The organism is Ramlibacter agri, assembly GCF_012927085.1.
GTDB lineage: Bacteria > Pseudomonadota > Gammaproteobacteria > Burkholderiales > Burkholderiaceae_C > Ramlibacter > Ramlibacter agri.
This window is the reverse complement of the sequence record NZ_JABBFX010000001.1, coordinates 1236368-1259187: the sequence shown is the minus strand read 5'-3', so window position 1 is coordinate 1259187 and position 22820 is coordinate 1236368. Positions and strand designations below refer to the sequence as shown.

General features: G+C 69.5%; 24 protein-coding genes. 8 read left to right on the top strand and 16 right to left on the bottom strand.

The genetic code is table 11. From position 1 onward, the window contains the following. Positions 1–3: 3 nt before the first annotated feature. Together HHL11_RS06070 and HHL11_RS06065 are read left to right on the top strand one after the other, a co-directional pair. Positions 4–378: a VOC family protein gene (locus tag HHL11_RS06070; RefSeq protein WP_169417526.1), complete on the top strand. Its 375-nt coding sequence runs from the start codon at positions 4–6 to the stop codon at positions 376–378. A 65-nt stretch (positions 379–443) separates the two neighbouring features. Beyond that, positions 444–1376 carry a nucleoside hydrolase gene (locus tag HHL11_RS06065; RefSeq protein ID WP_169417525.1) on the top strand — a complete coding sequence of 311 codons (933 nt, stop codon included), beginning with the start codon at positions 444–446 and terminating at the stop codon, positions 1374–1376. Between the two features lie 53 nt (positions 1377–1429). Here HHL11_RS06065 and HHL11_RS06060 read toward each other — a convergent pair whose 3' ends face one another. Both HHL11_RS06060 and HHL11_RS06055 read right to left on the bottom strand, forming a co-directional pair. Then, a complete protein-coding gene (locus HHL11_RS06060; RefSeq protein ID WP_169417524.1) occupies positions 1430–1948 on the bottom strand; it encodes a porin family protein in 519 nt (172 codons plus the stop codon). Between the two features lie 108 nt (positions 1949–2056). Then, positions 2057–3118, bottom strand: coding sequence for a DUF456 domain-containing protein (locus HHL11_RS06055; RefSeq protein ID WP_169416339.1), 1062 nt, complete (start codon positions 3116–3118; stop codon positions 2057–2059). A gap of 185 nt (positions 3119–3303) precedes the next feature. Between HHL11_RS06055 and HHL11_RS06050 the strand changes: the two genes are divergently transcribed. Continuing rightward, positions 3304–4005: a class I SAM-dependent methyltransferase gene (locus HHL11_RS06050; RefSeq protein WP_169417523.1), complete on the top strand. Its 702-nt coding sequence runs from the start codon at positions 3304–3306 to the stop codon at positions 4003–4005. On the opposite strand, the gene HHL11_RS06045 is transcribed toward HHL11_RS06050, so the two are convergent. The 8 genes from HHL11_RS06045 to HHL11_RS06010 all read right to left on the bottom strand — a co-directional run bounded on the left by HHL11_RS06045 (position 4006) and on the right by HHL11_RS06010 (position 11350). Further along, positions 4006–4392, bottom strand: coding sequence for a Spy/CpxP family protein refolding chaperone (locus HHL11_RS06045; protein ID WP_169417522.1), 387 nt, complete (start codon positions 4390–4392; stop codon positions 4006–4008). It abuts the gene before it with no gap. A 112-nt stretch (positions 4393–4504) separates the two neighbouring features. Further along, the gene (locus HHL11_RS06040; RefSeq protein WP_169417521.1) at positions 4505–5326 is read right to left on the bottom strand and encodes a L,D-transpeptidase; all 822 of its coding nucleotides are present in this window, start codon (positions 5324–5326) and stop codon (positions 4505–4507) included. 104 nt (positions 5327–5430) lie between these two features. Next, entirely contained in the window at positions 5431–6135 is a 705-nt protein-coding gene (locus HHL11_RS06035; protein ID WP_169417520.1) for a phosphoribosyltransferase, read from the bottom strand. Next, entirely contained in the window at positions 6132–6944 is an 813-nt protein-coding gene (locus HHL11_RS06030) for an ATP-binding cassette domain-containing protein (RefSeq protein ID WP_169417519.1), read from the bottom strand. The genes HHL11_RS06035 and HHL11_RS06030 overlap by 4 nt, the downstream gene beginning before the upstream one ends. Beyond that, positions 6941–7954 (bottom strand): ABC transporter ATP-binding protein, encoded by a 1014-nt coding sequence (locus HHL11_RS06025; protein ID WP_169417518.1) that lies wholly within the window; start codon positions 7952–7954, stop codon positions 6941–6943. The genes HHL11_RS06030 and HHL11_RS06025 overlap by 4 nt, the downstream gene beginning before the upstream one ends. Beyond that, on the bottom strand, positions 7951–8778 hold the full coding sequence (locus HHL11_RS06020; RefSeq protein ID WP_169417517.1) for an ABC transporter permease: 828 nt from the start codon (positions 8776–8778) through the stop codon (positions 7951–7953). The genes HHL11_RS06025 and HHL11_RS06020 overlap by 4 nt, the downstream gene beginning before the upstream one ends. Continuing rightward, positions 8775–9740 (bottom strand): ABC transporter permease, encoded by a 966-nt coding sequence (locus HHL11_RS06015; protein WP_169417516.1) that lies wholly within the window; start codon positions 9738–9740, stop codon positions 8775–8777. Before HHL11_RS06015 ends, HHL11_RS06020 begins: the two co-directional genes overlap by 4 nt. A gap of 5 nt (positions 9741–9745) precedes the next feature. Continuing rightward, entirely contained in the window at positions 9746–11350 is a 1605-nt protein-coding gene (locus tag HHL11_RS06010) for an ABC transporter substrate-binding protein (RefSeq protein WP_169417515.1), read from the bottom strand. A gap of 50 nt (positions 11351–11400) precedes the next feature. Between HHL11_RS06010 and HHL11_RS06005 the strand changes: the two genes are divergently transcribed. The 3 genes from HHL11_RS06005 (at position 11401) to HHL11_RS05995 (ending at position 16796) form a co-directional block, all read left to right on the top strand. After that, positions 11401–12585: a M20 aminoacylase family protein gene (locus HHL11_RS06005; protein ID WP_169417514.1), complete on the top strand. Its 1185-nt coding sequence runs from the start codon at positions 11401–11403 to the stop codon at positions 12583–12585. A 102-nt stretch (positions 12586–12687) separates the two neighbouring features. Next, the gene (locus HHL11_RS06000; protein WP_169417513.1) at positions 12688–15642 is read left to right on the top strand and encodes a PAS domain-containing protein; all 2955 of its coding nucleotides are present in this window, start codon (positions 12688–12690) and stop codon (positions 15640–15642) included. A 29-nt stretch (positions 15643–15671) separates the two neighbouring features. After that, on the top strand, positions 15672–16796 hold the full coding sequence (locus tag HHL11_RS05995) for an MBL fold metallo-hydrolase (protein WP_169417512.1): 1125 nt from the start codon (positions 15672–15674) through the stop codon (positions 16794–16796). 2 nt (positions 16797–16798) lie between these two features. Here HHL11_RS05995 and HHL11_RS05990 read toward each other — a convergent pair whose 3' ends face one another. After that, positions 16799–17086, bottom strand: coding sequence for a DUF1330 domain-containing protein (locus HHL11_RS05990; protein ID WP_169417511.1), 288 nt, complete (start codon positions 17084–17086; stop codon positions 16799–16801). Positions 17087–17150: 64 nt separating this feature from the next. Here HHL11_RS05990 and HHL11_RS05985 point away from each other — a divergent pair, with 64 nt between their 5' ends. Next, positions 17151–17648 (top strand): flavodoxin family protein, encoded by a 498-nt coding sequence (locus HHL11_RS05985; protein ID WP_169417510.1) that lies wholly within the window; start codon positions 17151–17153, stop codon positions 17646–17648. 32 nt (positions 17649–17680) lie between these two features. On the opposite strand, the gene HHL11_RS05980 is transcribed toward HHL11_RS05985, so the two are convergent. The 3 genes from HHL11_RS05980 to HHL11_RS05970 all read right to left on the bottom strand — a co-directional run bounded on the left by HHL11_RS05980 (position 17681) and on the right by HHL11_RS05970 (position 20698). Beyond that, positions 17681–19042 (bottom strand): sialidase family protein, encoded by a 1362-nt coding sequence (locus tag HHL11_RS05980; RefSeq protein WP_169417509.1) that lies wholly within the window; start codon positions 19040–19042, stop codon positions 17681–17683. A 95-nt stretch (positions 19043–19137) separates the two neighbouring features. Next, the gene (locus HHL11_RS05975; RefSeq protein WP_169417508.1) at positions 19138–19875 is read right to left on the bottom strand and encodes a transporter; all 738 of its coding nucleotides are present in this window, start codon (positions 19873–19875) and stop codon (positions 19138–19140) included. 7 nt (positions 19876–19882) lie between these two features. Continuing rightward, complete coding sequence (locus HHL11_RS05970) at positions 19883–20698, bottom strand: COG4705 family protein (RefSeq protein WP_169417507.1); 816 nt, start codon at positions 20696–20698, stop codon at positions 19883–19885. A 150-nt stretch (positions 20699–20848) separates the two neighbouring features. Here HHL11_RS05970 and HHL11_RS05965 point away from each other — a divergent pair, with 150 nt between their 5' ends. Beyond that, entirely contained in the window at positions 20849–21400 is a 552-nt protein-coding gene (locus tag HHL11_RS05965) for a cytochrome b (protein WP_169417506.1), read from the top strand. A gap of 18 nt (positions 21401–21418) precedes the next feature. On the opposite strand, the gene HHL11_RS05960 is transcribed toward HHL11_RS05965, so the two are convergent. Together HHL11_RS05960 and HHL11_RS05955 are read right to left on the bottom strand one after the other, a co-directional pair. Beyond that, positions 21419–22036: a hypothetical protein gene (locus HHL11_RS05960; protein WP_169417505.1), complete on the bottom strand. Its 618-nt coding sequence runs from the start codon at positions 22034–22036 to the stop codon at positions 21419–21421. Between the two features lie 87 nt (positions 22037–22123). Further along, on the bottom strand, positions 22124–22756 hold the full coding sequence (locus tag HHL11_RS05955; protein ID WP_169417504.1) for a TetR/AcrR family transcriptional regulator: 633 nt from the start codon (positions 22754–22756) through the stop codon (positions 22124–22126). Positions 22757–22820: the final 64 nt, after the last annotated feature.

The following is a 22820-nucleotide window of genomic DNA, read 5'->3' as shown; positions in this document are numbered from 1 at the left end:
CCCATGATCGAAGGCCTGAACCATGTCACCGTGATCGCCGAGGACTACGAGCGCACGCTGGCGTTCTACACGCAGCTGGTGGGGCTCGAGCTCGGGCACCGCCCCGACCTGGGCTTCCCCGGCGCGTGGCTCTACGCCGGCGGCCGCGCCATCGTGCACTTGTATGCGGATCGCCCGGTGCCGGCGCAGCGCGCGGGCGTCATCGACCACATCGCCTTCACGGCCAGGAACCTGGCGCAGGTGAAGGCGCGCTTCGATGCGGCCGGCACGCCTTACGAGCTGCGGCGGCAGGCGGGCGCGGGCACGTGGCAGCTGTTCTGCCATGACCCGAACGGCGCGCGCGTGGAGCTGGACTTCGACCCCGGCGAAACCGCCTGAAATCGCCCCTGAAACCAGGCCCCGCGGGTGGCACACTGGCGGCTTCCTTCCCGAATCCGCAACAGATGAACCCGCTCTGGATCGACACCGACATGGGCTTCGACGACCTGGCCTCCGTGCTGGCCGTCACCGGCACGCCCGGCTGGTCCGTCGCCGGCCTGTCCCTGGTGGCCGGCAATGCGCCGCTGCCGGTCGTGATCGACAACGCCCTGCGCTCCGCCGCCTGCTTCGGCTGGAGCTTTCCCATCCACGCCGGCGCGGCCGGGCCGCTGGTGGGCGAGCTGGAAACGGCCCAGGCCATCCTGGGCGGCGACGCGATGCGTTCGGCCGGCCGCAGCCTGCCGCCACAACGCACGACACTCAGCTCGGAAGATGCCGTGGGCGCGCTGGCCGCGTGGCTGCGCGCGTCGCCGACACCCGCGACGATCCTCGCGCTGGGGCCGCTGACCAACATCGCCCTGCTGATGCGCCGCCATCCGGAACTGGCAGCGCGCATCGGCGAGCTGATGTGGATGGGCGGCAGCGCGGGCCCCGGCAACCACACGGCGGCGGCGGAGTTCAATGCCTACGTCGACCCGGAGAGCATCAACGAGGTGCTGGCCGCGGGCCTGCCGCTGGCGATGGTGGGGCTGGACACCTGCCGCCAGGTCCGCGTGGACAAGGCCGATGCCGATGCGCTGCGCGCGCTGGGCACCGACCGCGGCATGCTGATCGGCGACCTGCTGGAAGGCTACGTGCGCATCGCCGGCGCCGACGGCCGCAGCACGATGGCGCTGTACGACCCGACGGCCACCGCGGCGCTGCTGGCGCCCGGCAGCATCAGCTTCACGCCGGCGCACCTGGTCGCCGAATGCAGCGGCGAGCACACGCGCGGCATGACCGTGGTGGAGTGGCGGGTGCCGCGCAAGGCGCAGGCGAACGCGCGCATTGCGACGACGGCCGATGCGGCTGCCGTACGCGCGGTGGTGCTTGGAGGATTGGCGGCGGTCGCGCGGTGATGCGCGAAGGCCAGGGCCACGCTTCGCGCTTGCCCTGGCCTCCGCAAACCGGCTTAGAACTTGTAGCCGACGCCCAGCGTCACGCCATCGACCTTCACGCCGTTCTTGTCGGCGAGGCGCGTGTAGTCGAGGCCGACGTTCACGCGCGGCGTGACGTTGTACTTGACGCCGGCGCCATAGGCGAAGTCGCTGGACGAGACGTCACCGGTGGTGGACAGGTTGACGTTGGTGTGGGCCCAGCCCACGCGGCCGAACACTTCGGTGTTGCCGAAGTCGTACTTGGGTTTGACGAACAGGCCGTAGCTGGAATTCAGCTTGGCGGAGACGCCGTTGTCGGTGTCGTGGCCCGTGCCGCCTTCCACCATGCCTTCGACGGCGAGGTTGGGATGCAGCTCGTAGCCGAGGATGCCGCGCACGGCGCCCGGCGTGGCCTTGATGCCGTTGCCGTGGATCTGGGTCCAGGAGTATCCGAGTTCGCCGTACAGGGGCGAGGTGGCGGGAGCTTGTTGGGCGTGGGCGGCAGCGCCCAGCAGCAGGCTCGCGGCGGCGGCCGCGATTGCGATGGCTTTCATTGGCTTTCTTTCAGACTGGTTTTATTCCCGCATCGCTGCGGGAAAAACCAGTGTGCGCGGCGCAGATGTCCGCCACGTAGCGCCACTTGAACCGCGGGTAAAGAGCCGCTACTGCGTGTAGAACCCGTACTTCTGGATCAACTGCTTGGCGGCCGGAGGCTCGCGCAGCATCATCTCCGCGTAGTCGCCCATCATCACGCTGTCGCTGCCGTCCAGGGCCACCGCATCGCGCGTGCCGATGTGAGCCAGCGTTGCGCCGGCCGTTGCCATGAAGGCCGTGCCCGCGTTGCCGACGCACACGAGCACGCCCTGGAACGCCTCGTTGCTGCCTGGCACGCTGAGGTCCGCGTCGCCGAAGTCCGCACGCTTCAACATGACGCGCTCCGAGATGTTGGCCGGCGTGCCGTCACTGGACCTGGGAACCTCGACGCCCGCGGGATCGACGTCGATGGGGACGATGCCCCACGCGACCAGGCCGGCGCGCTGCGAGAGCGATTCGAAACTCTCGTAGTAGTTCGCCGCGCCCTTCGTGGCGGAGGTCGGGAAGAAGTGCCGCACGATCGGGATGGTTCCACCGATCACCTCCAGCATCTGCGGCGGGTTGCCGTCGCCGACCGCGTAGGTATCGAGCGTGGAACCCGTGCGCCCCAGGTACACCAGCCCGCCGAAGCCGCGGCCGACGTCGTCCACGGAATGCGTCGTTCCGTGCACCCGACCGAAGGGAACCCAGTCCTTGAACACGGCTTCCTTCGCGGCCTCGTAGCCGATGAAGAAGCCGAAGACGGCCCCGGCCAGCCCGCCGATCAGGGCGCCCCAGGGGCCCCCCAGGAAGAAGCCGACCACGGCGCCGATCACGGCCCAGTTGATGCCGTCGAACAGCATCTGCAGCGCGAACGCCTTGCGGACTTCCCACTTCGAGAACTTGTCCATCATCGGGCCGTTCGTGAAGACGGCGGCGCTGAGCGCCCGCGCGGACCTGGCGTAGTCGTCGTCGGCGTTGCCGCTGCGTTTCCACACGCAGAGCGGATGGCGGCGCGGGTCGATGACGGCCCACCAGAGATCGCCGCTCTTGCCGTAGACGACGCCATGGTCGTGGAAGCGGTGGTCCTGCACGCACTGGGGAATGAAAGTGCGGCCGGAATTGATGTCGTAAGGGGAGATGTCTGGCATCGCGCTCACCCCGCTGGATCTGGCGGGAATGTTCCCACCGCGATGCGCGGAACTCAACCCGGCGGCCTCCTCCGGAAGTTGCTCCTCCCATTGGGGGAAGCCGGTGGCGATGAGCGGCATCGCCAACGAAGAAGAGCGGGCTTGCGCCGAGCGCATATGCTTCCCGCAACCCTTCGCGACAAGATATGCAAGACATCGGAGCCCAGAAATTCGACGCCGGCCGCGCCGGCGAATACGAGCGGCAAAGCCGCATCGGCCTGGCCGGTTACGAGGCCTGCCACGAACTCACGGCCTGCGTGCTGGCGGCCACGCTCGGCGACGAACCGCGGCATGTGCTGGTGGTAGGCGCCGGCGGCACCGGGCAGGAAGTCCAGGCGATCGGCCGCTTGCAGCCAGCGTGGCGCTTCACGGCCGTCGATCCCTCGCCGCCGATGCTGGAGCAAACCATCGCACGGCTCGGTGCGCTGGGACTTGCCGATCGCATGACCGCCGTGCCTGGCTACGTGCAGGACCTCCCACAGGGCGCCCAGTTCGACGCCGCAACGATCGTCGGTGTGCTCCACCACGTGCCGGGCATCGAGGCCAAGATGGAACTGCTGCGCTCGGTCGCGGATCGCTTGCCCAGCGGCGCGCCGCTGATCCTGGCCGGCAACGCGCATGCGTATGCCAGCCGGCCGCTGCTGCTGAAGGCATGGGCGCAGCGCTGGCGCATGTTCGGCGCCGGTCCCGAGGAAGTGCAGGCGAAACTCGGCAAGATCCTGCACGGCGCCGAGCCGCCGGAATCCGAAGCGCATGCGCTCCAGATGCTGGAGCAGGCAGGCTTCGAGCGGGCGGAGCGCTTCTTCTCCAGCCTGTTCTGGACGGCCTGGATCGCGTTCAGGAAGTGATCAGTTCGCCGGCATGTCGGCCCGCGCGTGGCCGGCGCCGCCCGCGTGATGCTCGTGGCGCTGCATGCGGGCCATGACTTCGTCGAGCACCTTCTGCTGCTCGGGATTCAGCTGCGTGTACAGGGTGTGCATGGCCTGCTGGTGGCGCTCCCTGGCGTTCGGCTCGCGATGCGGCTGCGGCTGCATGGCCTGGACGAAAGCGCCCCACGCGCCCTCCTGGGCGGACGTGATCTTCAGGCGCTCCTTCAGATGCGCCATGCGCTCGTTGAAGCGCTGCGCGCGCTCGGCGGGGGTCGCGGCCGAAGGCGGCTGGGAAGCCTGGGCATAGGCGCCGCCGCAAACGGTGGCGGCGACGGCCAGGCACAGGGCGGGAAGGATTCGGCGCATGGGTTTCTCCTCAACTGGAGAAACGAGTCTCGGTGGGCTCTGTCAAGCAGCGGTGAAGACGGCGAAAAGATGCGACGAACGCGCCGGCCGCGTCGCCAGGCGGCCTGCGGTGTCAACTTGTGGGCCGCCGCCGGCCCGTGTGCGTGGCCCAGGCCGGCCGCATGCCGCGGCCGCTGTCCACGACGACCATGTAGCGGCCCGCGTCGGCCACTGGCTCGCGGTCCATCTGCAGCACCTTCAGCCGCTGGCCGCCCTCGGCGAGCTCGTCGTACTCCGCGTCGAGCAAGCCGTAGTGGTCGATGAAGCGGTTCAGGCTGGCCGGGATGCGCACGCAGCCTTCGGACTGGATGGTGCCGACCCGTTGCTCCAGCTGGTCGGGATCGGTGGCGTGCATCTGCAGCCGCATCTGGATGACCGCATGGTCGCCCCATCCTTTGGGCACCTGCTGCCAGCCGTAGTCGAACACGCGCATGCCTTGCACGCCGTAGCCGCGGATGCCGTTCTCGTTGTACGTACCCTCGGCGCGGTAGTCCATGTTGGAAGGGGTGTGCTCGAACACGCCCAAGGGCGTCTGGAAGTGGTCGAAGGTGCCGGGGCGGCCGGTAGACACGGGCGATGCGCCGGCGAGCTGGTATTCGCCGTCCATGGAGCGCCACATCAGGAGCAAGGCCTGCACGTGCGGGTTGCGATCGACGACCACAACGTACTGGGGCATGACTGGCATCACGCTGGCCTGCGCGAAGGCTTGCTCCGCGAGGTTGGCGTAGCGCTGCAGCTCCTGCGGCGGGACGTCCAGGCGGCGGTCGACCTCGGTGTTGAAGATGGAGGCGAGCTCGTCCGGGGAGGATGGCGCAAACGCGAGGGCGCTTGCGCAAGCGGCCGCGAAGGTGGCGAATGCAATCAGGGTTCGGCAGGAACGGAGCGGCTTCGTCATCGCCCCACTGTGTGGGAGCGCCGAGTGCTGCGCGCGGGATCGGAGACGCATCCCGGCGTAGGCGGAGTCGGACGAGCTTCGGTGTTGAGCAGGAAGGCTTCTGCTCACCCCCGCAACACCCACCCGCCATCGCCCAACTTCAACAACGGGCTGTCAAACACTCCCACGACGCGCGCTGCGCGCTGCTCCCCGAGTGCCTCAACCCATCGCCGCCCCTGCTTCATCGCCACCCCCGCGCCAACCACATCCGCCCCCAGCGACTCCAGCAGATCCCAAGCCGCCTTCATCGTCGTCCCGGTGCTCACCGTGTCGTCGATCAACACCAGCCGCCGGCCCTTCAGAAGCGGCATCAGGTTCGGATCCAGGTAGATCCGCTTGCCCGGCACCGGCGAGGTGATCGACTGCACGGGCGCCGACAGCGCCTCGTCGTACCAGAACTTGCGCGAGTAGCCCATGGGCAGGTAGCGCGTGTGGCCCAACGCCCGCGCCACCGGCGCGGCCAGCGACAGGCCCAGCGTGGGCAGGCCCACCAGCAGGTCGGGAGACAGCGACGACGAGAGCTCGCGCGCGAGCATCGCGGCCAGCGCATCGGCCACGTCCAGCGAAGCCTGGTTCAGGATCAGCGACGCGACCGCATGCGTCGGCTCGGCCGCCATCGCACGGATAGGCAAGACCAGCACTCGGCCATCGGGCAGGCGGGCCGGGTAGCCGTGGCGCCAGGGCGGCTGCGCGGAAGGGGCGCGGTCGGCCGGCAGGATTTCCTGCCAGTAGGCCGTGGTGGCTTCGGTGAAGGGAGCAGGGGACGTCATGCGAGCTGGCGGCGTGGGTCAGGCACCGGCGTGGCGGCCAGCAACTGGCGGGTGTATTCGTGCTGCGGGTCGGCGAACAGCGCATCGGCGCTCGCGGCTTCGACCACGCGGCCGCCGGTCATCACGATCACGCGGTCGGCCAGCGCGCGCACCACACCCAGGTCGTGCGTGATGAACAGCAGCGCCAACCCGCGCTCGCGCTGCAGGCCGGCCAGCAGGCGCAGCACCTGCGCGCGGATCGAGACATCGAGAGCCGACACCGGCTCGTCGGCCACGATCACGCGCGGCTGCGAAGCGAGTGCACGCGCAATCCCCACGCGCTGGCGCTGCCCGCCCGAGAGTTCGTGGGGCAGGCGATGGCGGAACTGCGCCGCGGGCAAGCCCACCTGGTCCAACAGTGCGTCCGCTTCGGCCGCCGCCGAAGCAGCAGACAGGCCGCGGTTGTAGCGCATCGGCACGGCGACGCTGTCGGCAATGGCATGCCGCGGGTTCAGCGAGCCACCGGTGTCCTGGAACACCACCTGCACTTCGCGGCGATAGCGCTTCCAATCCTCGCCTTGCAGCGAGCGCAGATCGCGGCCTTCGTAGCGCACCTCGCCGGTGGAAGGCGGCGTCAGGCCCAGCAGCATGCGGCCCAGCGTGGTCTTGCCGCTGCCGCTTTCGCCGACCACCGCCAGCACCTCGCCGGGGTTGACCTGCACGCTCACGCCTTGCACCGCCGCCTGCATCGTGCGTTTGCGCAGAAAGCCGCCGCTGCCACGCACCGGGAACAGGCGCGACACGTCGATCGCTTCGAGCAGCGCGCTCATTCCTGCTTCTCCCACGCGTGCAAGGCAACAGGCTCGCCGCCGAAGTGGCAGCGGTCTTCGCCGCCCAGGCGCTGCACCAGCTGCGGCTCGACGACGTCACACACGCCGGGCTGCGCGATGGGGCAGCGCGGATGGAAGCGGCAGCCCGTGGGCCAGCGGCCCGCGGCCGGCACGCCGCCGGGGATCGAGAACAGCGCATGGGCCCGCGAGGCGGGGCTCAGCATGCTGCCAAGAAGGCCTTGCGTGTAAGGATGCAACGGCTGCTCGAACAAGGGCACGACCGGCCGCCGCTCGACGATCTCGCCCGCGTACATCACGTTCACCTGCTGGCAGGTTTCGGCCACCACGCCCAGGTCGTGCGTGATCAGCAGGATGCCCAGCTGCAGCTCGCGCCGCAGCCGCACCAGCAGCTTCAGGATGCCGGACTGCACCGTGACGTCGAGCGCCGTCGTCGGCTCGTCGGCGATCAGCAGCGCCGGTTGCAGCGCCAGCGCCGCGGCGATCAGCACGCGCTGGCGCATGCCGCCGCTCAATTCGTGCGGATACTGCCTGGCCACCTGCGCGGCGCGCGGCAACTCCATCAGGTCCAGCAGTTCCACGACGCGCGCCTGCAGGCCTTCGGTGCGGCCGTGGGCGCGCAGCGGCTCGGCGATCTGCTTGCCCACTTGCACCAGCGGATCGAGGTAGCTGGTCGGATCCTGGAACACCATACCCACGCGCGCGCCGCGCACCTGGCGCAGCGCCGCGGCGTCCAGCGCGGTCAGGTCCTCGCCTGCCAGCAGCACCTGGCCGCCGGCCACGCGCGCCTGCGGCGTGGGGAAGAGCCGCATCACCGCGAAGGCCGTCATCGACTTGCCCGAGCCCGACTCACCGACCAGCGCCACGGCCTCGCCGCGCCGCACGGTCAGCGAGACGTCGCGCACCACGCGCACGGCGCTCGCGCCCTGCCCGATGTCGACCGACAGCTGGCGCAGCTCCAGCAGCGGCGCGGAGGAAGTGTCGGGGCTCATCGTTCGCGCCTCTTCGGGTTGAGCGCATCGTTCAGCGCGTCACCCAGCATGTTGAAGGACAGCACCGTCAGCGCGATCGCGAGGCCAGGGAAGGCCGACATCCACCAGGCATCGCGCAGGTACTGCTGCGCGTCGTTGAGCATCGCGCCCCAGGAGACGCGGTTGGGGTCACCGAGGCCGAAGAAGGACAGGCTCGCTTCCATCAGGATCGCCATCGCGACGTCCAGCGAGGTCAGCACGATGATGGGCGCCGCGGCATTGGGCAGGATCTGCTTCGCCAGCAGCCCCACGTGCCCCATGCCGGCAACGCGCGCCGCCTCCACGAACTGCGCATTGCGCAGCGTGGCCACGCTGGCCCGCACCACGCGCGCGAGCTGCGGCCAGGCCAGCAGCGCGATCACGAGGATCATCTTGGGCACGCTGGCGCCGAACAGCGCCACCACGATCAGCGCCACCACGAAGCGCGGCAGGGTCTGGAAGAACTCCGCCACGCGCATCAGCAGCGGGTCGACCCAGCCGCCGCAGTAGCCGGCCAGCGCGCCCACCAGCACGCCCAGGCACACGGCGACGAAGGCACTGGCCAGGCCCACCAGCAGCGACACGCGGCTGCCATCGAGCGTGCGCGAAAGGATGTCGCGCCCCAGGTTGTCGGTGCCCAGCAGGTAGCCGGCTGACAACGGCGGCTGCAGCGCGTCCTGGCCGCCCACCAGCGGATCGTGCGGGCTGATCCACGGCGCCAGCAGTGCGCACAGTACCAGCAGCACCAGGAAGCCCAGTGCGAAACGCGTGCTCCAGCGCCCCAGCAATCGACGGGTAAAGCTCATGCCCGCTCCACCCGCGGATCCAGCCAGCGATGCAGCACATCGGTGAGCAGGTTGGCCACGACCACCGTCGCCGACACCATCAACAGGATGGCGAGCATCACCGGGTAGTCGCGCTTGGAGATCGACTCGTACAGCAGCCGGCCGATGCCGGGCCAGCCGAACACCGTTTCCACCAGTGCAGAGCCGGCCAGCACGAAGCCCACGTTGTAGCCGATCACCGTGAGCACCGGCGCGCCCGCGTTGCGCAGCGCGTGGCCGACGATCACGGTCCATTCACCGGCGCCGCGTGCGCGCGAGGCCAGGATGTAGTCGGCGTGCAGCACTTCCAGCATCGCGGCGCGGGTGATGCGCGTGATCAGCGTCAGATAGCGCAAGGACAGCGCGAAGGCCGGCAGCACCAGGTAGTGCAGGTGCTGCACGAAGCCTTCCCAGCCCGGCGCCGCCCCGCGGATCGGGTTGTAGCCCTGCGAAGGCAGCCAGCCCAGGCCGATGGCGAAGGCCAGGATCAGCAATTGCCCGAGCCAGAAGTCCGGCACCGAGTAGCCGATGGAACCCAGGGCCTGGATGCCGCCATCCAGCGGCTTGCCGGCGCGCATGGCGGCGATCACGCCCAGCGCGATGCCGACCACGCTGGCAAACAGCAGCGCGGTCAGCGTCAGCTCCAGGGTGGCGCCCAGCCGGTCCAGGATCAGCGAGGACACCGGTTGCTGCGCGGCGAAGGAATAGCCGAAGTCGCCATGCAGCACCTTCCACAGGTAGTGGCCCAGTTGCACCCAGACCGGCTGGTCCAGGCCGTACTCGCTCCGCATCTGGGCCAGGTATTCCGGCGGCGCGGGGAAGTCGCCCACCAGCAAGGTGATGGGGTCGCCGGGCGTGAAGGCGATCAGGAGGAAGTTGAGCACCACCACCGCCAGCAGCAGCGGCAGCGCGTGCAGCACGCGACGCAGGATGAATGCAGCCAAGCGCCTCAGCCCACCATCTTGACGCCGGCCCACTGGTCGCGCGCGTCCAGAGCCGGGAACACGTTCTGCAGCTTCAGGCTGGCGGTGTCCACCGTCTCCTCGTCGAACAGCACCAGCGTGGGCAGGTCCTCGTTCAGGATCGCCTGCAGCTCGCGGTAGGCCTTGGCGCGCGCGGCGCGGTCGCTGAGCGTGGCGCCCTGGGACAGCAGCTCGTCGACCTTGGGGTTGGCGTAGCCGCTGGCGTTGGTGTTGGGCGAGGTGCCGGTGTAGGTGCTGTACAGGCGCGTGTAGCCGATGGCGGGGTCGCCGGCGGAAAAGTACGAGCCCAGCGTCACGTCGAAGTCGTGCTTGGCGAACACGCGGTCGTAATACACCGAGCGTTCCAGCGGCTGCAGGCTCACTTCCAGCCCGATGGCGCGCAGGTTTTCCTGGATGATCTGCGCCTGGCCGCGCATCTGCGCGCGCGCCGCATCGAAAGGCATGCGCAAGGTCACCGTGTCGGGCTTGACGCCGGCCTTGGCCAGCAGCGCCTTCGCCTTGGCGGGGTCGAAGGGATACTTCTTCGCGTAGCTGGCTTCCTCGTTCAGCAACCACTTGAAGCCGTCGCCGAAGGCGCCGTAGCCGGGGCGGGCCAGCCCGTTCATCACCTGCTTCACCAGCCGCGGCCGGTCGATGGCGAAGGCCAGCGCGTGCCGTGCGTCCTTGTTGGCGAACAGCGGCGAGCGCACGTTGAACATCATGAAGTAGACGGCCGGGATGTTGACGCCGCGGCGCGCGTACAGCTTCTTGTCGGCGAGGATGCGCGGCACCTCGGGCTTCGGCGTGTAGAAGTCCAGCAGTTCGTCGACTTCGCCGGCCTGCAGCGCCGGCACGCGGTTGGCGGCCTGCGGAATGATCTGGAAGATGATAGCTTCCAGGTAGGGCTTGCCGGCGTCCCAATACTGTTCGTTGCGCACCAGCGTGATGCTGGTGCCGCGCTTCCATTCGCCGAACTTGAACGGGCCGGTGCCCACCGGCCGCTGGTTGGCCGGGTTCGTCACGACGGCCGGGCCTTCGTAGATATGGCGCGGCAGGATCGGCGCGTCGAACACCGTCATCTGCGCCAGGAAGGGCGCGTAGGGCTTCTGCAGCCGCACCACCACCGTGCCGGCGTCGGGCGCGTCCACTTCCACGCCCAGGTTCTTGAACACCGGCGCGGCGCGCGGGTGCAGCTTGCCGACGATCTCCATCAGGCTGTAGCGCACGTCGGCGCTGGTGAACTCGCGGCCGTCGTGCCACTTGACGCCGCGGCGCAGCGTGAAGCGGTAGGTCTTGCCGTCCGGCGACACCGTCCAGGCCGTGGCCAGCGCGGGCTTGGGGTTGTAGTCCTTGTCCAGCCACACCAGGCCTTCGAGGATCTTGGCGGAGATGTCGCCGGCGGCGAAATCGCTGGTGGTGCCGAGGTTCAAGGTCGGCGGGTCGGCGTCGATCGCCAGGACGGCCGTGCCCTTGCCGCCGGCCGCCCACAGCGGCGGGGCGGCCAGGCCACCGGCGAGGGCCAGGGCCGAGCCCATGACCCGGCGTCGGTTGATGGTGGGCTGGAAGTCAGGGAACGGCACTTGGTTCGGCATGGCGGAATATTGGGGCAAATGGAGCGGAACGAGCGAGCAAAATATAAGCCATGCTGGAACTGCCCATTCACCCCGGAATCGCCGCCACCCGCGACGAAATGATTAACCTGCGCCGGCAGATCCACGCCGAGCCCGAGCTGGGGTACGAAGAACACGCCACCTCCGACCGCGTGGCCGAGCGCCTGGCGCGCTGGGGCTACACGGTGCATCGCGGCCTGGGCGGCACCGGCGTCGTCGGGCAGCTGAAGGTGGGCGACGGCAGCAAGCGGCTGGGCCTGCGGGCCGACATGGACGCCCTGCCCATGACCGAGACCACCGGCCTGGCCTGGGCCAGCCGCACGCCGGGCCGCATGCATGCCTGCGGCCACGACGGCCACACCGCCACCCTGCTCGCGGCGGCGCAGCTACTGGCCGTCACCCGCGGCTTCGACGGCACGCTGAACCTGATCTTCCAGCCCGCCGAAGAAGGCCTGCTGGGCGCCAAGAAGATGGTCGACGAAGGCCTGTTCGAGCGCTTCCCCTGCGACAACATCTACGCCTTCCACAACGAGCCGGGCTTCCCCGCGCAGCGCTTCGGCTTCCTGGCCGGGCCGGTCTACAGCTCGTCCGACACGGCCACCATCACCATCGAAGGCAAGGGCGGCCACGGCGCCATGCCGCACACCACGGTGGACCCGATCATGGTGGCCGCCCATTTGATCCTGGCGCTGCAGACGCTGGTGTCGCGCGAGGTCGACCCGAACGACATGGCCGTCGTGACGGTCGGCGCGATGACGGCGGGCCGCGCACCGAACGTCATCCCTTCCACCGCCGAACTGAAGCTGACCGTGCGCGCGCGCCGTCCCGAGGTGCGCGCCTTCCTGCGGGATCGCATCATCGCCATGTCGCAGGCCCAGGCCGCGGTGCACGGCGCCACGGCCAAGGTGGACTACCAGTGGAAGTCGCCGCCCTGCATCAACGACGCGGCCGCCGCCGAATTCGCGCGCCAGGTGGCGGTGGAGACGATGGGCGAGAACGCGCTGATCCCCGGCATGGCGCCGCTGCAAGCCAGCGACGACTTCGCCTTCATGCTGGACACCGTGCCGGGCTGCTACTTCATCGTCGGCAACGGCAACGGCAAGCCGGGCGAAGGGCCGGGGTGCATGGTGCACAACACCGGCTACGACTTCAACGACGACATCCTGCCGACGACGGCGAGCTACTGGGTGTCGCTGGTGCAAGCGTATTTGCGCTGAACGCACGGAGGGCCGTCGTCGGTATGATGGCCCCGCGCAGCCCTCGATGAGGGCGCGTCCGGCGAACCCATCGTCGGCTGACTCAGCAGGAGCATCGCCCTCATGACGGACTGGCCTCCCGGTGGCGGCGAAATGGCCCGCCGCATTCGCGCGCACGACTGGGCGGCGACCCCTCTCGGCCCGATCGCGGCATGGCCGCAGAGCCTGAAGACCGCGGTGGACCTGATGCTGGCCTCCGGACACGCCATGCAGCTCGCGTGGGGACCGGAACGCATCGTCCTCTACAACGATGCCTACGCCCCGATGCTGGGGAGCCGGCACCCCCACGCGCTCGGCATCCCTTTTCGCGAAGCCTGGCCCGACGTCTGGGACGAGATCGAGCCGCTGGTGCGGCAGGTGTTCGCCGGCGAGACGGTGCGCTTCGACGACATGCCGCTGGTCATGACCCGGCGCGGCTACCCCGAGGACACCTGGTGGAACTTCTCCTATTCGCCGGTGCGGGACGAAGCAGGCGCCATCGCGGGCCTGCTGAACGTCACGGTCGACGCCACGGGGCAGCATCGCGCGGACGCCGCCGAGCGCGAGCGCGACGCCGCCAACGCCCGCCTGCGGGACAACGAGGCGCGCTTCCGGGCGCTGGTCACGGCCGGCGCCAACTCGATCTACCGGATGAGCCCGGACTGGCGGCTGATGTACCAGCTCGATAGCCAGTCCCTGGCCAACACGACGGCTCCCATCGAGAACTGGGTCGACAAGTACATCCCGCAAGAAGACCTTCCCGCCGTCCTGCACGCGATGGAGACGGCGATCCGCACCAAGTCGCTGTTCCAGCTGGAGCACCGCGTGCACCTCGCCGATGGCGGCGTGGGCTGGGTGCTGTCGCGCGCCGTGCCGCTGCTGGGGCCGGATGGCGAGATCACCGAATGGTTCGGCGCCGGCAGCGACGTGACGGACCGGCGCGAGGCCACGGAGCGGCTGCACAAGAGCGAGGAGCAGTATCGCGAGATGTTCGGGGCAGCCGAACGCCGGGCGGCCGAACTCGGCGCGGTGATCGAAAGCATGGGCGATGCCGTCTACATGGGCGACGCCCAGGGCATCAACCTGGCCAACCAGGCGGCCCTCGACCAGCTGGGATACGCCAGCCAAGAAGAACTGGATCGCCGCATCGGCCTGCTCGCCCAGGAGATCCAGACCCGCGACGCGGCGACCGGGGAAGAGATGAGCGAGCAGGACCAGCCGTTCTCGCGCGCGCTCCAGGGCGAGCGCGTCGTCCGCAACGTCAAGGTGCGCCACCGGCTGACGGGCGAAGAGCGCATCGTGCGGACCTCGGCGTCGCCGGTGGTCAGCGGCGGCCGGGTGCTGGGCGCCGTGGCCGTGAACACGGACATCACCAGCGCTGTGCGCGCCGTCGAGGAGATCCGCCTGCTCGAGGAGCGCCAGGCCTTCCTGCTGAAGTTCAGCGACGCCCTGCGGCCCATCGCGGACCCCGCCCGGATCAAGGTGGTGGCGACGGGCCTGCTCGGCGAACAGCTGGCCGTGCATCGCGCCTTCTACGCGGACGCGGACAACGGCCACTGGATCGTCACCCGCGGGTTCGAGCGCGACATCGAGCCGCTGCCGGAGCGCCCCTTCGAGATGTCGGCCTGCGGCGACTGGATCGTCGAGGCCTTCCAGGCCGGGCAGTCGGTCGTCATCGACGACATGGCGACCGACCCGCGTCTCGGCAGCCAGGAGCGGGACGCGCACCTCGCGCTGCAGATCCGCGCCGAGGTCGCCCTGCCCCTGGTCAAGAACGGGCAGCTCGTGGCCATGCTCGTCGTCCACTCCGCCGCACCGCGCGCGTGGTCCGGGCCGGACCTGGCGCTGCTGGAGGAGGTTGCGCAGCGCACCTGGTCCGCGGTGGCCCGGGCCCGCGCGGAGACGGCACTGCACCTGGCGGACCGCCGCAAGGACGAATTCCTGGCCGTGCTGGCGCACGAACTGCGCAACGGGCTGGCGCCGATGGTCTACAACGCGGAGATCGGCAGCCGCAGCCTGGCCGACCCGGCCTTGCTGCAGCAGCTGTCCGCGCGGACGGGCCGCCAGCTGCGGCACGTGGTCCGCCTCGTCGACGACCTGCTCGACGTGGCCCGCATCAACAACGGCAAGATCCAGCTGGATCTGGAGCTGGTGAAGGCGCGCGAGATCGTGAGCCAGGCGCTCGATGCCTGCCGCGCGGACATCGACCGCAAGCACCATCGGCTTGCGATCATCGAGGAAGCGGATTCCGAGCTGGCCGTGCGCGGCGACCGCGTGCGGCTGACGCAGGTGGTCTCGAACCTGCTCTCCAATGCCACCAAGTACACGGACGGCGGCGGCACGATCACGGTGCGCATCGCGCGCGAAGGCGAAGAAGCGGTGATCGAGGTCAGCGACACCGGCATCGGCATCCCGGCCGCGGCGCTGCCGCAGGTCTTCGACCTCTTCACGCAGGTCCGCAACCAGCAGGCCTATTCGGCCGGCGGCCTCGGCATCGGCCTGGCGCTGGTAAAGCAGCTGGTGGAGATGCAGGGCGGCCGCGCCACCGCCGCCAGCGGCGGGCCGGGCCAGGGCAGCACGTTCACCGTGCGCTTGCCGGTGGCGTCCGCTACTGCTGTCGAACTGGCCGAGGCTGCAGCGGCCGACGCGTCCTCGGCGCTGCGCGCCCTGCGCGTGCTGGTGGTGGACGACCTGCGCGACTCCGCCGATTCGCTGGCGCAGCTGCTGTGCCTGGAGGGCCACGACGCCGAGGCGGCGTACAGCGGTAAGCACGCGCTCGAGAACGCGCGCCGGCGCCGGCCCGACCTGGTCCTGCTGGACCTGGGCATGCCCGGCATGGACGGCTTCGAGGTCGCCCGCCGGCTGCGCGACGAATTCACCGGCGAGCCGGCGATGCAGATCGTCGCGCTCACCGGCTGGGGACAGGAGTCCGACCGGCAGAAGACCAGGGCGGCTTCCTTCGACGGCCACCTGGCCAAGCCACCGAGCAGCGCGGACCTGCAGGCCGTGCTGGCGGCGGCGCCGCGGCTTCCTGCCTGAGCGAGCCGCAACATCCACCGGGGACACGCATGAAATCGTTGGGCAGCCGGGCCGCCGGCGCGCGGCTCGAACGCATGAAGGCTTCGCCGCTCTGGGCCGGCGACCGTTTCCAGAACGTGCATCCGGTCCTGCCGGGCCTGCGCGACCCGCAGGTCAAGATGCCCTCGTTCACCGATTTCCTCTGCGGCGGGGAACACCGCGTGCCGCTCGCGCCGCTGCCGGCCATGGACCCGCGCGACACCTGGGCGCGCACGCCTGGCAGCGGCCTGCGCGTGACCTGGCTGGGCCACTCCACGCTGCTGCTCGAGATCGACGGCGTGCGCGTGCTCACCGACCCGGTGTGGGGCCCGCGCGCCTCGCCTTCGCGCTATGCCGGGCCGAAGCGCTTCCAGCCCGTGCCGGTGCCGCTGCGCAAGATGCCGCCCATCGACCTGGTGCTGGTCTCGCACGACCACTACGACCACCTCGACTACCCCACCATCCGCGAGCTGGCCGGCGTCGACGTGCCCTTCGTCACCTCGCTTGGCGTCGGTGCGCATCTCGAAGCCTGGGGCGTGGAAGCGCGGCGCATCACCGAGCTGGATTGGTGGGAGACGCACCGGCTTCCGGGCACGGGCCTCAGCGCGACCGCCGCGCCTTCGCAGCACTTCTCGGGCCGCGGGCTGAAGGACCGCAACGCGACGCTCTGGTCCTCCTTCGTCCTGCGCACGGACCGCCACAGCGTGTTCTTCAGCGGCGACACCGGCCTGACGACGGAGTACCAGGCGATTCGCGACCAGCTGGGTCCGTTCGACCTGGTGATGCTGGAAGTGGGCGCCTTCCACCCCGCCTGGGGCGACATCCATCTCGGGCCCAAGAACGCGCTGGAGGCGCTGCGCTTGCTGGGTGGCGGGCCCTTCCTGCCGGTGCACTGGGGCACCTTCAGCCTGGCGATGCATGCCTGGGACGATCCCGCCGAAACCCTGCTGAAGCTCGCGCCCGGCATGGGCGCGCAGCTCGTCATGCCGCGCCTCGGGGAAGCCGTGGAGCCCGCGCACGCGGAAGACGTCCGGCCCTGGTGGCGCGGCGTCGACCAGGGCGCGCCGCACGTGGCTCCCGAGCCGGCGCCTGCGCCCGAAGTGCTGCCCAAGCAGATGCCCTGGCCGATCGACTGACGCTAGCCCTGGTAGGACAGCAGCACCACGTCCGCAGCCTCCTCGCGCAGCGGGATGAGCGCCTGGTAGGCGGGCGACGTGAACCACTGGTTCAAGGCCGCGAGGTCGGGGAACCGGATCACGACGATGTCCGCGTGCGGGCTCGCGCCGGCCAGCGCCGCGACCTGCTTGCCGCGGAAGACGAGTTCCGCGCCCCAGGGCTGCAAGGTGCCCGGCACCTGCCTCGTGTACTCGGCCCACTTCCCGGGCGACTTGACGGTGATGTTGCCGACCAGGTATGCGTGACTCATCGCTGTCTCCTGTTCCTGCGCCAATGATGGCACGCCCCTGCCGTCCGGCCGCTATGCTGCGCGCATGACTCCCAAGACGCTCCTCGTCGTCTATCACACGATGACGGGCGGCACCGAACAGATGGCGCAGGCCGCCGCCGAAGGCGCGGGCGACGAGCCCGGCGTGCGCGTGCGCCTGCTGCGCGCGCCGCAGGCGCAGCCCGGGGACGTGCTGGGCGCAGACGGCTATGTGTTCGCCACGCCCGAGAACCTGGCCGCGATGGCGGGCCTGATGAAGGACTTCTTCGACCGCTGCTACTACGCCGCGCTCGATCGCGTGAACGGCCGCCCTTACGCCTTGCTGGTCTGCGCCGGCAGCGACGGCCAGAACGCCGCGCGCCAGCTCGATCGCATCGCCACCGGCTGGCGGCTGCGCGCCGTGGCGCCGGCTCTGATCGTGTGCACCCACGCCCAGACGCCGGAAGACATCGCGCGGGCCAAGCAGATCGGCGAGGCCGACCTCGCACGCTGCCGCGAGCTGGGCGCCGGGCTGGCGGCGGGGATGGCGCTCGGGGTGTACTGACAGACCCTTCGCGGGTCGAAGGCGGGCGGTACTCAGTGCAGCACGCCGCGCAGCAGCCACACGCGGCTGTGCGAGCCGATCTTCAGCGCGCTGTTGACGACCGCGATCTCGCCATCGGCGCGCACCGCCAGCTTGTTCATCAACAGGCCCTGGCTGCTGCCGTTGAAGCCGCCTTGCGGGTCCGCGCTGGCGGGGATTTCGGATGGCGCACCGAAAGTCCTGCCGTCGTCGGACACGGCGATGGCGAGGCCGTAGGACCGATGGGGCGGTGCCGCGCCACGCAGCAACTCCCAGGCCACCACAACGCGGTCGCGTCCATCGATGCCGATCGCGGGAAAGCCGGCGCCGCGATAGCCTGGAGGCAGCGGCTTGGAGATCTCGCGGGCGGGGCCAAAGGTGTGCCCCCCGTCGCTGGAGCGCCGGTGAAGGATGGCCGAATCGGTGAACGGGCCGCCGCGGCTTTCGGCATACACGAGGTGCAGCCCGCCCTTCGTGTCGAAGGCCAGCTTCGGCGCATCCGAAAAGCCTGGCGTGACCGCCACCACGCGTGGCGGACCGAAGCTCTTGCCGCCATCGCTGGAGACGGCGATGTGGATGTCGCCGGCCTTGTCTTCGCCCACCGACCAGGCCAGGGCTACCGCGCCGTCCTTGCCGACTGCCAGGGCCGGCGCGCGTGCGGGGGATTCGGGCGGCTCGCCCGCCACCAGGACCGGATCCGCGAAGCTGGACCCGCCGTTGGCGGAACGCGCGGACCAGAGCCGGCCGTCGAATTCGGTCCAGGCCGCGAGGACCGTCCCTCCGGGCGCCGTGGCGATGTCGAAGCTGCCGTTGTCCCAGACGGCGCGGCTGATGCGGCCCTTGCCGTCACCTTCCTTCGATTGCGACAGGTTCCTCGTCGCAGCGAACGAGCGTCCGCCGTTGTTCGAGGTCGCCGTCAGCATCTCGCCACCGTGGGAACCGCCCGAGAAGATGATCTCCTGCCACAGCACATGCAGCTGCTGGCCATCCGCCTCCGGCGCCCAGGCCAGGCGAGGCATCCACGAGAAGGTCCTGGCTTCGCCCGAGAGAAGCACAGGCGTGGGCCTGAGTGCCTCGCCAGTCGCCGAATAGCGCTGCACCAGCACCGCCCTGCGCTTCTGGTCCGCCCAGGCCACGGCCAGTTCGCCCCGCGGGCTCCACGCCACGGTCGCATCGTCGACGAAGTCGTAGTGCGTCTCTGTCTGCCGCCAGGCGCCGCGCTCGCCCTTTCCCTGCGCGATGTCCAGGGGAGCTTGCCATCGGATGTCCGCGGCCGCGGCGTCGATGACGGCCAGCACCAGGCCGGCCAACAGGCCCGCGCGCCAGGGGGAGCGCTTGGCGGTGTTCACGATGGTGTCCCGGGGCGGGCTGGCCATTGTGCGCGCAGTGGCGGCGTGGAAGAAGGGGCATCCCCTGCGCAAGAAGGTGGCTTCCCATCAGGAGTGCGCATGGCTCCCGAAGGCCATCGGCTTCAAAGTTCGAGCTGCCAGGCGAGGTACAGCGTTCCGCGGTTGGCGGACACGCCCTGCAAGCCGCGCCCGATCGACAACAGCAGGTTGCGGTCCTTGGCCATGCGTACGGTGGCGCCCACGTTGAAGCCCGTCGTGTGCGGGGCAGCGTCCGCGACGGGAGTGCGGTGGAACACTTCGGCGCCGAGTTTCAGGCGCTCACCCAACGCGCGCTGCGCCAGCAGGCCGAAGAACCAGCTGTTGCGCGCTCCCGGCGCCGGGTTCGTCAGGTACCCGGTGCCGGCATCCCAGGTCCAGGTCCCCGAGGATTGCTGCAGCCAGAGCGGCAGCCAGACCTGCGGGCGACCATTGCCGAGACCGCGGGAGGAGTCACCGGTGGGCAGGAACACGGTCGGATAGACCGCCGCCATGAAGCCGCTGGCGGTCCGGTTGACGAAGCGGTACTTCACGCCTAGTTCCACGTCGCCGACTCCTGCCTGCATGCTCCCGCCGGCCGGCCGGTTGAACCCGACGGGCACGGCGATGTGGCACTGGGTCTCGCTGGCGCATCCGTGGTTGACATCGGCGGCGACACTCCCTGAAGTGGCGTCGGCTGCACGCGTGCCCTGCAGCGCGAGGTTGACCTCCGTGTGGTGCAGGTCCACCGGCTCCGGATCGTCGGTCAGGAAGGGCGGCCCCGCCTGGACCACGGTGCAGACGCCCAGCAACGCCAGCAGCACTGGCCCTTTCGTGCATGCCATGGCGCGGCTATGCAGCGGTTCCAGGCGCCGCCGGCCGTTGCGGGATGAAGTGCACGCACAAGGCCATGAACGCCAGCAGGACGAGAGAGGCATAGAGCCGGCTCAGGTTCATGCCGCCCTGCGCCAGCGGCTTGTCGAGCAAGTCGCCCAGCGTCGCGCCCAGCGGTCGCGTGAGGACGAACGCAAGCCAGAACAGCAAGGTCCGCGACACGCTGGACCAGAAATACAGCCCCGCCACGATGACGAGACCGACGCCGAACACGAGCGCGCCGTTCTCGTAGCCCAGCCCCAAGCCTCCGCGATCGGTGCCGGCCAGCCAATCCCCGAGGGCCGTGCCCAGGGTTTGCGAAAACAGGATCGTGCACCAGTAGAACCATTCCACGCGTGGCTTGGTGATGCTTCGAAACGAGACCGTCCCCTCGGATTTGTGCCAGACGCCCAGGCTGATCAGCAGCAAGGTGGCCACCAGGGCGACACCGCCCGGGTAACCCAGCCCGACCGAACGGTCCGCGAAATCGGCGATCGTGGTGCCCAGCGTCGTGGTGCCGACGATCGTCGCCCAGTACAGGTACGGGTGGAAGCGTCCGGCCTTGACCTGGGCGGCGACGAGGAGGATGAACAGGACGGCAAAGATCAGCGTGCCGACGATGTAGCCCAGGTTCAGCGACATGGTCACCCAGTCGCCGCCGGTCTCGCCCAGCGTCGTGGCCGCGATCTTGATGACCCAGAAACCCAGCGTGATCTCCGGCACCTTGCTCACTACGGTGCGCAGCGTCGAATGGGAGCTTGGGACCGGATGTCCCTGGTCAGGCGCTTCGTGCATGTTCTGTTTTCCTTCTGTCGCGAGGCAGTCTTGCAGCAAGGCTAGCCGCCGGACCTGAGGCCTGGCTGAGAACCCTGTAGGAGGAAGGCTCCTGGTCGCGTGGTGCAACGCGAGGCCCACGCCCGCATCCAACTTCGACACAATCCCCGGATGCAACGCAATCCATCCACCGCGAACCACGAGAAGTACGGAGCCGCCGCGCAGGCCTTCCATTGGCTGATAGCGATCCTCGTGCTGGTCGCGTTCATCTATGGTCCTGGCGGTTCCGAGCAACATGTGTATTCCGCGTCGACGGACTTCGACCGGCGCCTGCACGAGACGCTCGGCCTGTGCGTGCTGGTGCTCTCGGCGCTGCGCCTCGCGTGGCGGATGATCGACCGGCAGCCCGACCCCGAGCCGGTCCCCCGCTGGATGGGATGGGCCGCGAAGGCCGTCCAGGTGGCGCTGTACGTGCTGCTGTTCGTGGTCCCGCTGACCGCCATCACGGGCGCCTGGCTGGAAGGCCATGCGCTGACCTGGCTGGGCGGCGACATCGCTCCGAGGTTGACCGAGTCGCATGCCCTCGGGGCGAGCATCGCCGAACTCCACGGCTGGCTGGGCGACGCCATCCTCTGGATTGCCGGTCTGCACGCCGCGGCGGCCCTTTACCACCACTTCGTGCTGAAGGATGGCGTGCTGCGCTCGATGATGCCGGGGCGCTGAACCGGGGACCCGACCCGCCTACATCGGCGGCGCGAACCCATTGCGGCCGACGAGCACCCGCAAGGCCGTCGGCTTGGAGTCCTTTTCCTGCGCGGTCACCATCACGCGCGCGCCGGGCTGCAGCAGCACGTTCTCGTCCTCCTTGCCCGGCTTGAAAGTCACCACCGGCACGTTGGCGGGAACGATGACGACCTTTTCGCCGCCCTTGTAGCGCAGCGTCAGCTTCTGCCCGCCGGGAACCGTCGCGGGAGCGGCAGCAAGGTCCGCCACGGTGGCGTTCGTCATCGTGCTTTGCGGCTGCAGGTCCCAGGGATAGTGGCCCTCGCCACTGCCGCGCGCCGACTCGGGAAACACCAGCACCTCCAGCGCCAGCTGCGTGCCGTCCGCTTGCGGCATGGCGGCGGTGCCGATGAAGCTGCCGGGCTTGATGTCCGCCAGCGCGATCGGCACGACCTCGGTCACGGCCATGTCCGCCGGGCGGACCAGGGTGATGACCTCGCCGTTGCGCTCCTTCACGGTCAGCGACGTGGCATCGATCTTCTCGATCGTGCCGCGCAGGCGCACGGCAGGGGCGCTTTGGGCCAGCGACAGGGTGGTGGCGAGGACACCCAGGGCCACGAGGAAAGGTTTGAACATGGGAGCTTTCGAAGTGGGAGCGACGGCGCAATCAGACAGCGACAGGGGCGACCTTGTCCAGCCGAAGGGGATCGCTCAGGTGGTTCCCTAAGGCTTCTCGAGGGTCAGGGCGTCGACGAGCGTGCGCTGCAGCCACGCCTCGTACTCCTGCGGCGACCAGCGTGATTCATGCACCAGCTTGTGGTAGATCTCCCGGCCCGTGAACATCCACAGCAGCGTCCCGGCGGTTTCGCGCGTCAGCCCGGGGCGCGCGCGGCGCGCCTTGAACAGCGCGTCGATGCGCTCCGCCTGCATCTTCCGCCGGAGTGCTTCGAAGGCGTCCTGGGACTTGCGCAGCTCGGGCGAGAAGGCCGACGCCTTCATCAGGAGGCTGAGGCCCGCACTTTCCCCCTCGTAGATCGCCCGTGCCACGCAGGCGCTCAGCGCGATCCTTCGCACCGGGTCCGGCTCTTCCTGCACCTGTTCCTGCGCCGCCTGGAAGCGGGGGCCGAAGAGCGCGTCCTGCATCAGGGCCTCGATGAGGCCGCTCTTGGACTTGACGGTTGCATAGACCGTCGCCTCGGACACCCCCGCGCGGGTCGCAATCTCCGCGATGGTCGTCGCGTCTATGCCCTTGCGCGAAAACAGCGAGCGTCCCGCCTCCAGCACCTTCCGTCGTGTCGCCTCGGCCGCCGCCGTGCGGGCTTCCGACCGGTAGGGTCTTTTGCTGGAGTCCACCATATTGGATATAGTTTACGTTATCCAATCAAGAGGAGATCGGATGAACTTCGAAGCGTACATCAGG

Bases quoted from the DNA above. Each gene is read 5' to 3' on its own strand.
- HHL11_RS06070 (WP_169417526.1), top strand. From the start codon at position 4: ATGATCGAAGGCCTGAACCATGTCACCGTGATCGCCGAGGACTACGAG.
- HHL11_RS06065 (WP_169417525.1), top strand. From the start codon at position 444: ATGAACCCGCTCTGGATCGACACCGACATGGGCTTCGACGACCTGGCC.
- HHL11_RS06060 (WP_169417524.1), bottom strand. From the start codon at position 1,948: ATGAAAGCCATCGCAATCGCGGCCGCCGCCGCGAGCCTGCTGCTGGGC.
- HHL11_RS06055 (WP_169416339.1), bottom strand. From the start codon at position 3,118: ATGCCAGACATCTCCCCTTACGACATCAATTCCGGCCGCACTTTCATT.
- HHL11_RS06050 (WP_169417523.1), top strand. From the start codon at position 3,304: ATGCAAGACATCGGAGCCCAGAAATTCGACGCCGGCCGCGCCGGCGAA.
- HHL11_RS06045 (WP_169417522.1), bottom strand. From the start codon at position 4,392: ATGCGCCGAATCCTTCCCGCCCTGTGCCTGGCCGTCGCCGCCACCGTT.
- HHL11_RS06040 (WP_169417521.1), bottom strand. From the start codon at position 5,326: ATGACGAAGCCGCTCCGTTCCTGCCGAACCCTGATTGCATTCGCCACC.
- HHL11_RS06035 (WP_169417520.1), bottom strand. From the start codon at position 6,135: ATGACGTCCCCTGCTCCCTTCACCGAAGCCACCACGGCCTACTGGCAG.
- HHL11_RS06030 (WP_169417519.1), bottom strand. From the start codon at position 6,944: ATGAGCGCGCTGCTCGAAGCGATCGACGTGTCGCGCCTGTTCCCGGTG.
- HHL11_RS06025 (WP_169417518.1), bottom strand. From the start codon at position 7,954: ATGAGCCCCGACACTTCCTCCGCGCCGCTGCTGGAGCTGCGCCAGCTG.
- HHL11_RS06020 (WP_169417517.1), bottom strand. From the start codon at position 8,778: ATGAGCTTTACCCGTCGATTGCTGGGGCGCTGGAGCACGCGTTTCGCA.
- HHL11_RS06010 (WP_169417515.1), bottom strand. From the start codon at position 11,350: ATGCCGAACCAAGTGCCGTTCCCTGACTTCCAGCCCACCATCAACCGA.
- HHL11_RS06005 (WP_169417514.1), top strand. From the start codon at position 11,401: ATGCTGGAACTGCCCATTCACCCCGGAATCGCCGCCACCCGCGACGAA.
- HHL11_RS06000 (WP_169417513.1), top strand. From the start codon at position 12,688: ATGACGGACTGGCCTCCCGGTGGCGGCGAAATGGCCCGCCGCATTCGC.
- HHL11_RS05995 (WP_169417512.1), top strand. From the start codon at position 15,672: ATGAAATCGTTGGGCAGCCGGGCCGCCGGCGCGCGGCTCGAACGCATG.
- HHL11_RS05990 (WP_169417511.1), bottom strand. From the start codon at position 17,086: ATGAGTCACGCATACCTGGTCGGCAACATCACCGTCAAGTCGCCCGGG.
- HHL11_RS05985 (WP_169417510.1), top strand. From the start codon at position 17,151: ATGACTCCCAAGACGCTCCTCGTCGTCTATCACACGATGACGGGCGGC.
- HHL11_RS05980 (WP_169417509.1), bottom strand. From the start codon at position 19,042: ATGGCCAGCCCGCCCCGGGACACCATCGTGAACACCGCCAAGCGCTCC.
- HHL11_RS05975 (WP_169417508.1), bottom strand. From the start codon at position 19,875: ATGGCATGCACGAAAGGGCCAGTGCTGCTGGCGTTGCTGGGCGTCTGC.
- HHL11_RS05970 (WP_169417507.1), bottom strand. From the start codon at position 20,698: ATGCACGAAGCGCCTGACCAGGGACATCCGGTCCCAAGCTCCCATTCG.
- HHL11_RS05965 (WP_169417506.1), top strand. From the start codon at position 20,849: ATGCAACGCAATCCATCCACCGCGAACCACGAGAAGTACGGAGCCGCC.
- HHL11_RS05960 (WP_169417505.1), bottom strand. From the start codon at position 22,036: ATGTTCAAACCTTTCCTCGTGGCCCTGGGTGTCCTCGCCACCACCCTG.
- HHL11_RS05955 (WP_169417504.1), bottom strand. From the start codon at position 22,756: ATGGTGGACTCCAGCAAAAGACCCTACCGGTCGGAAGCCCGCACGGCG.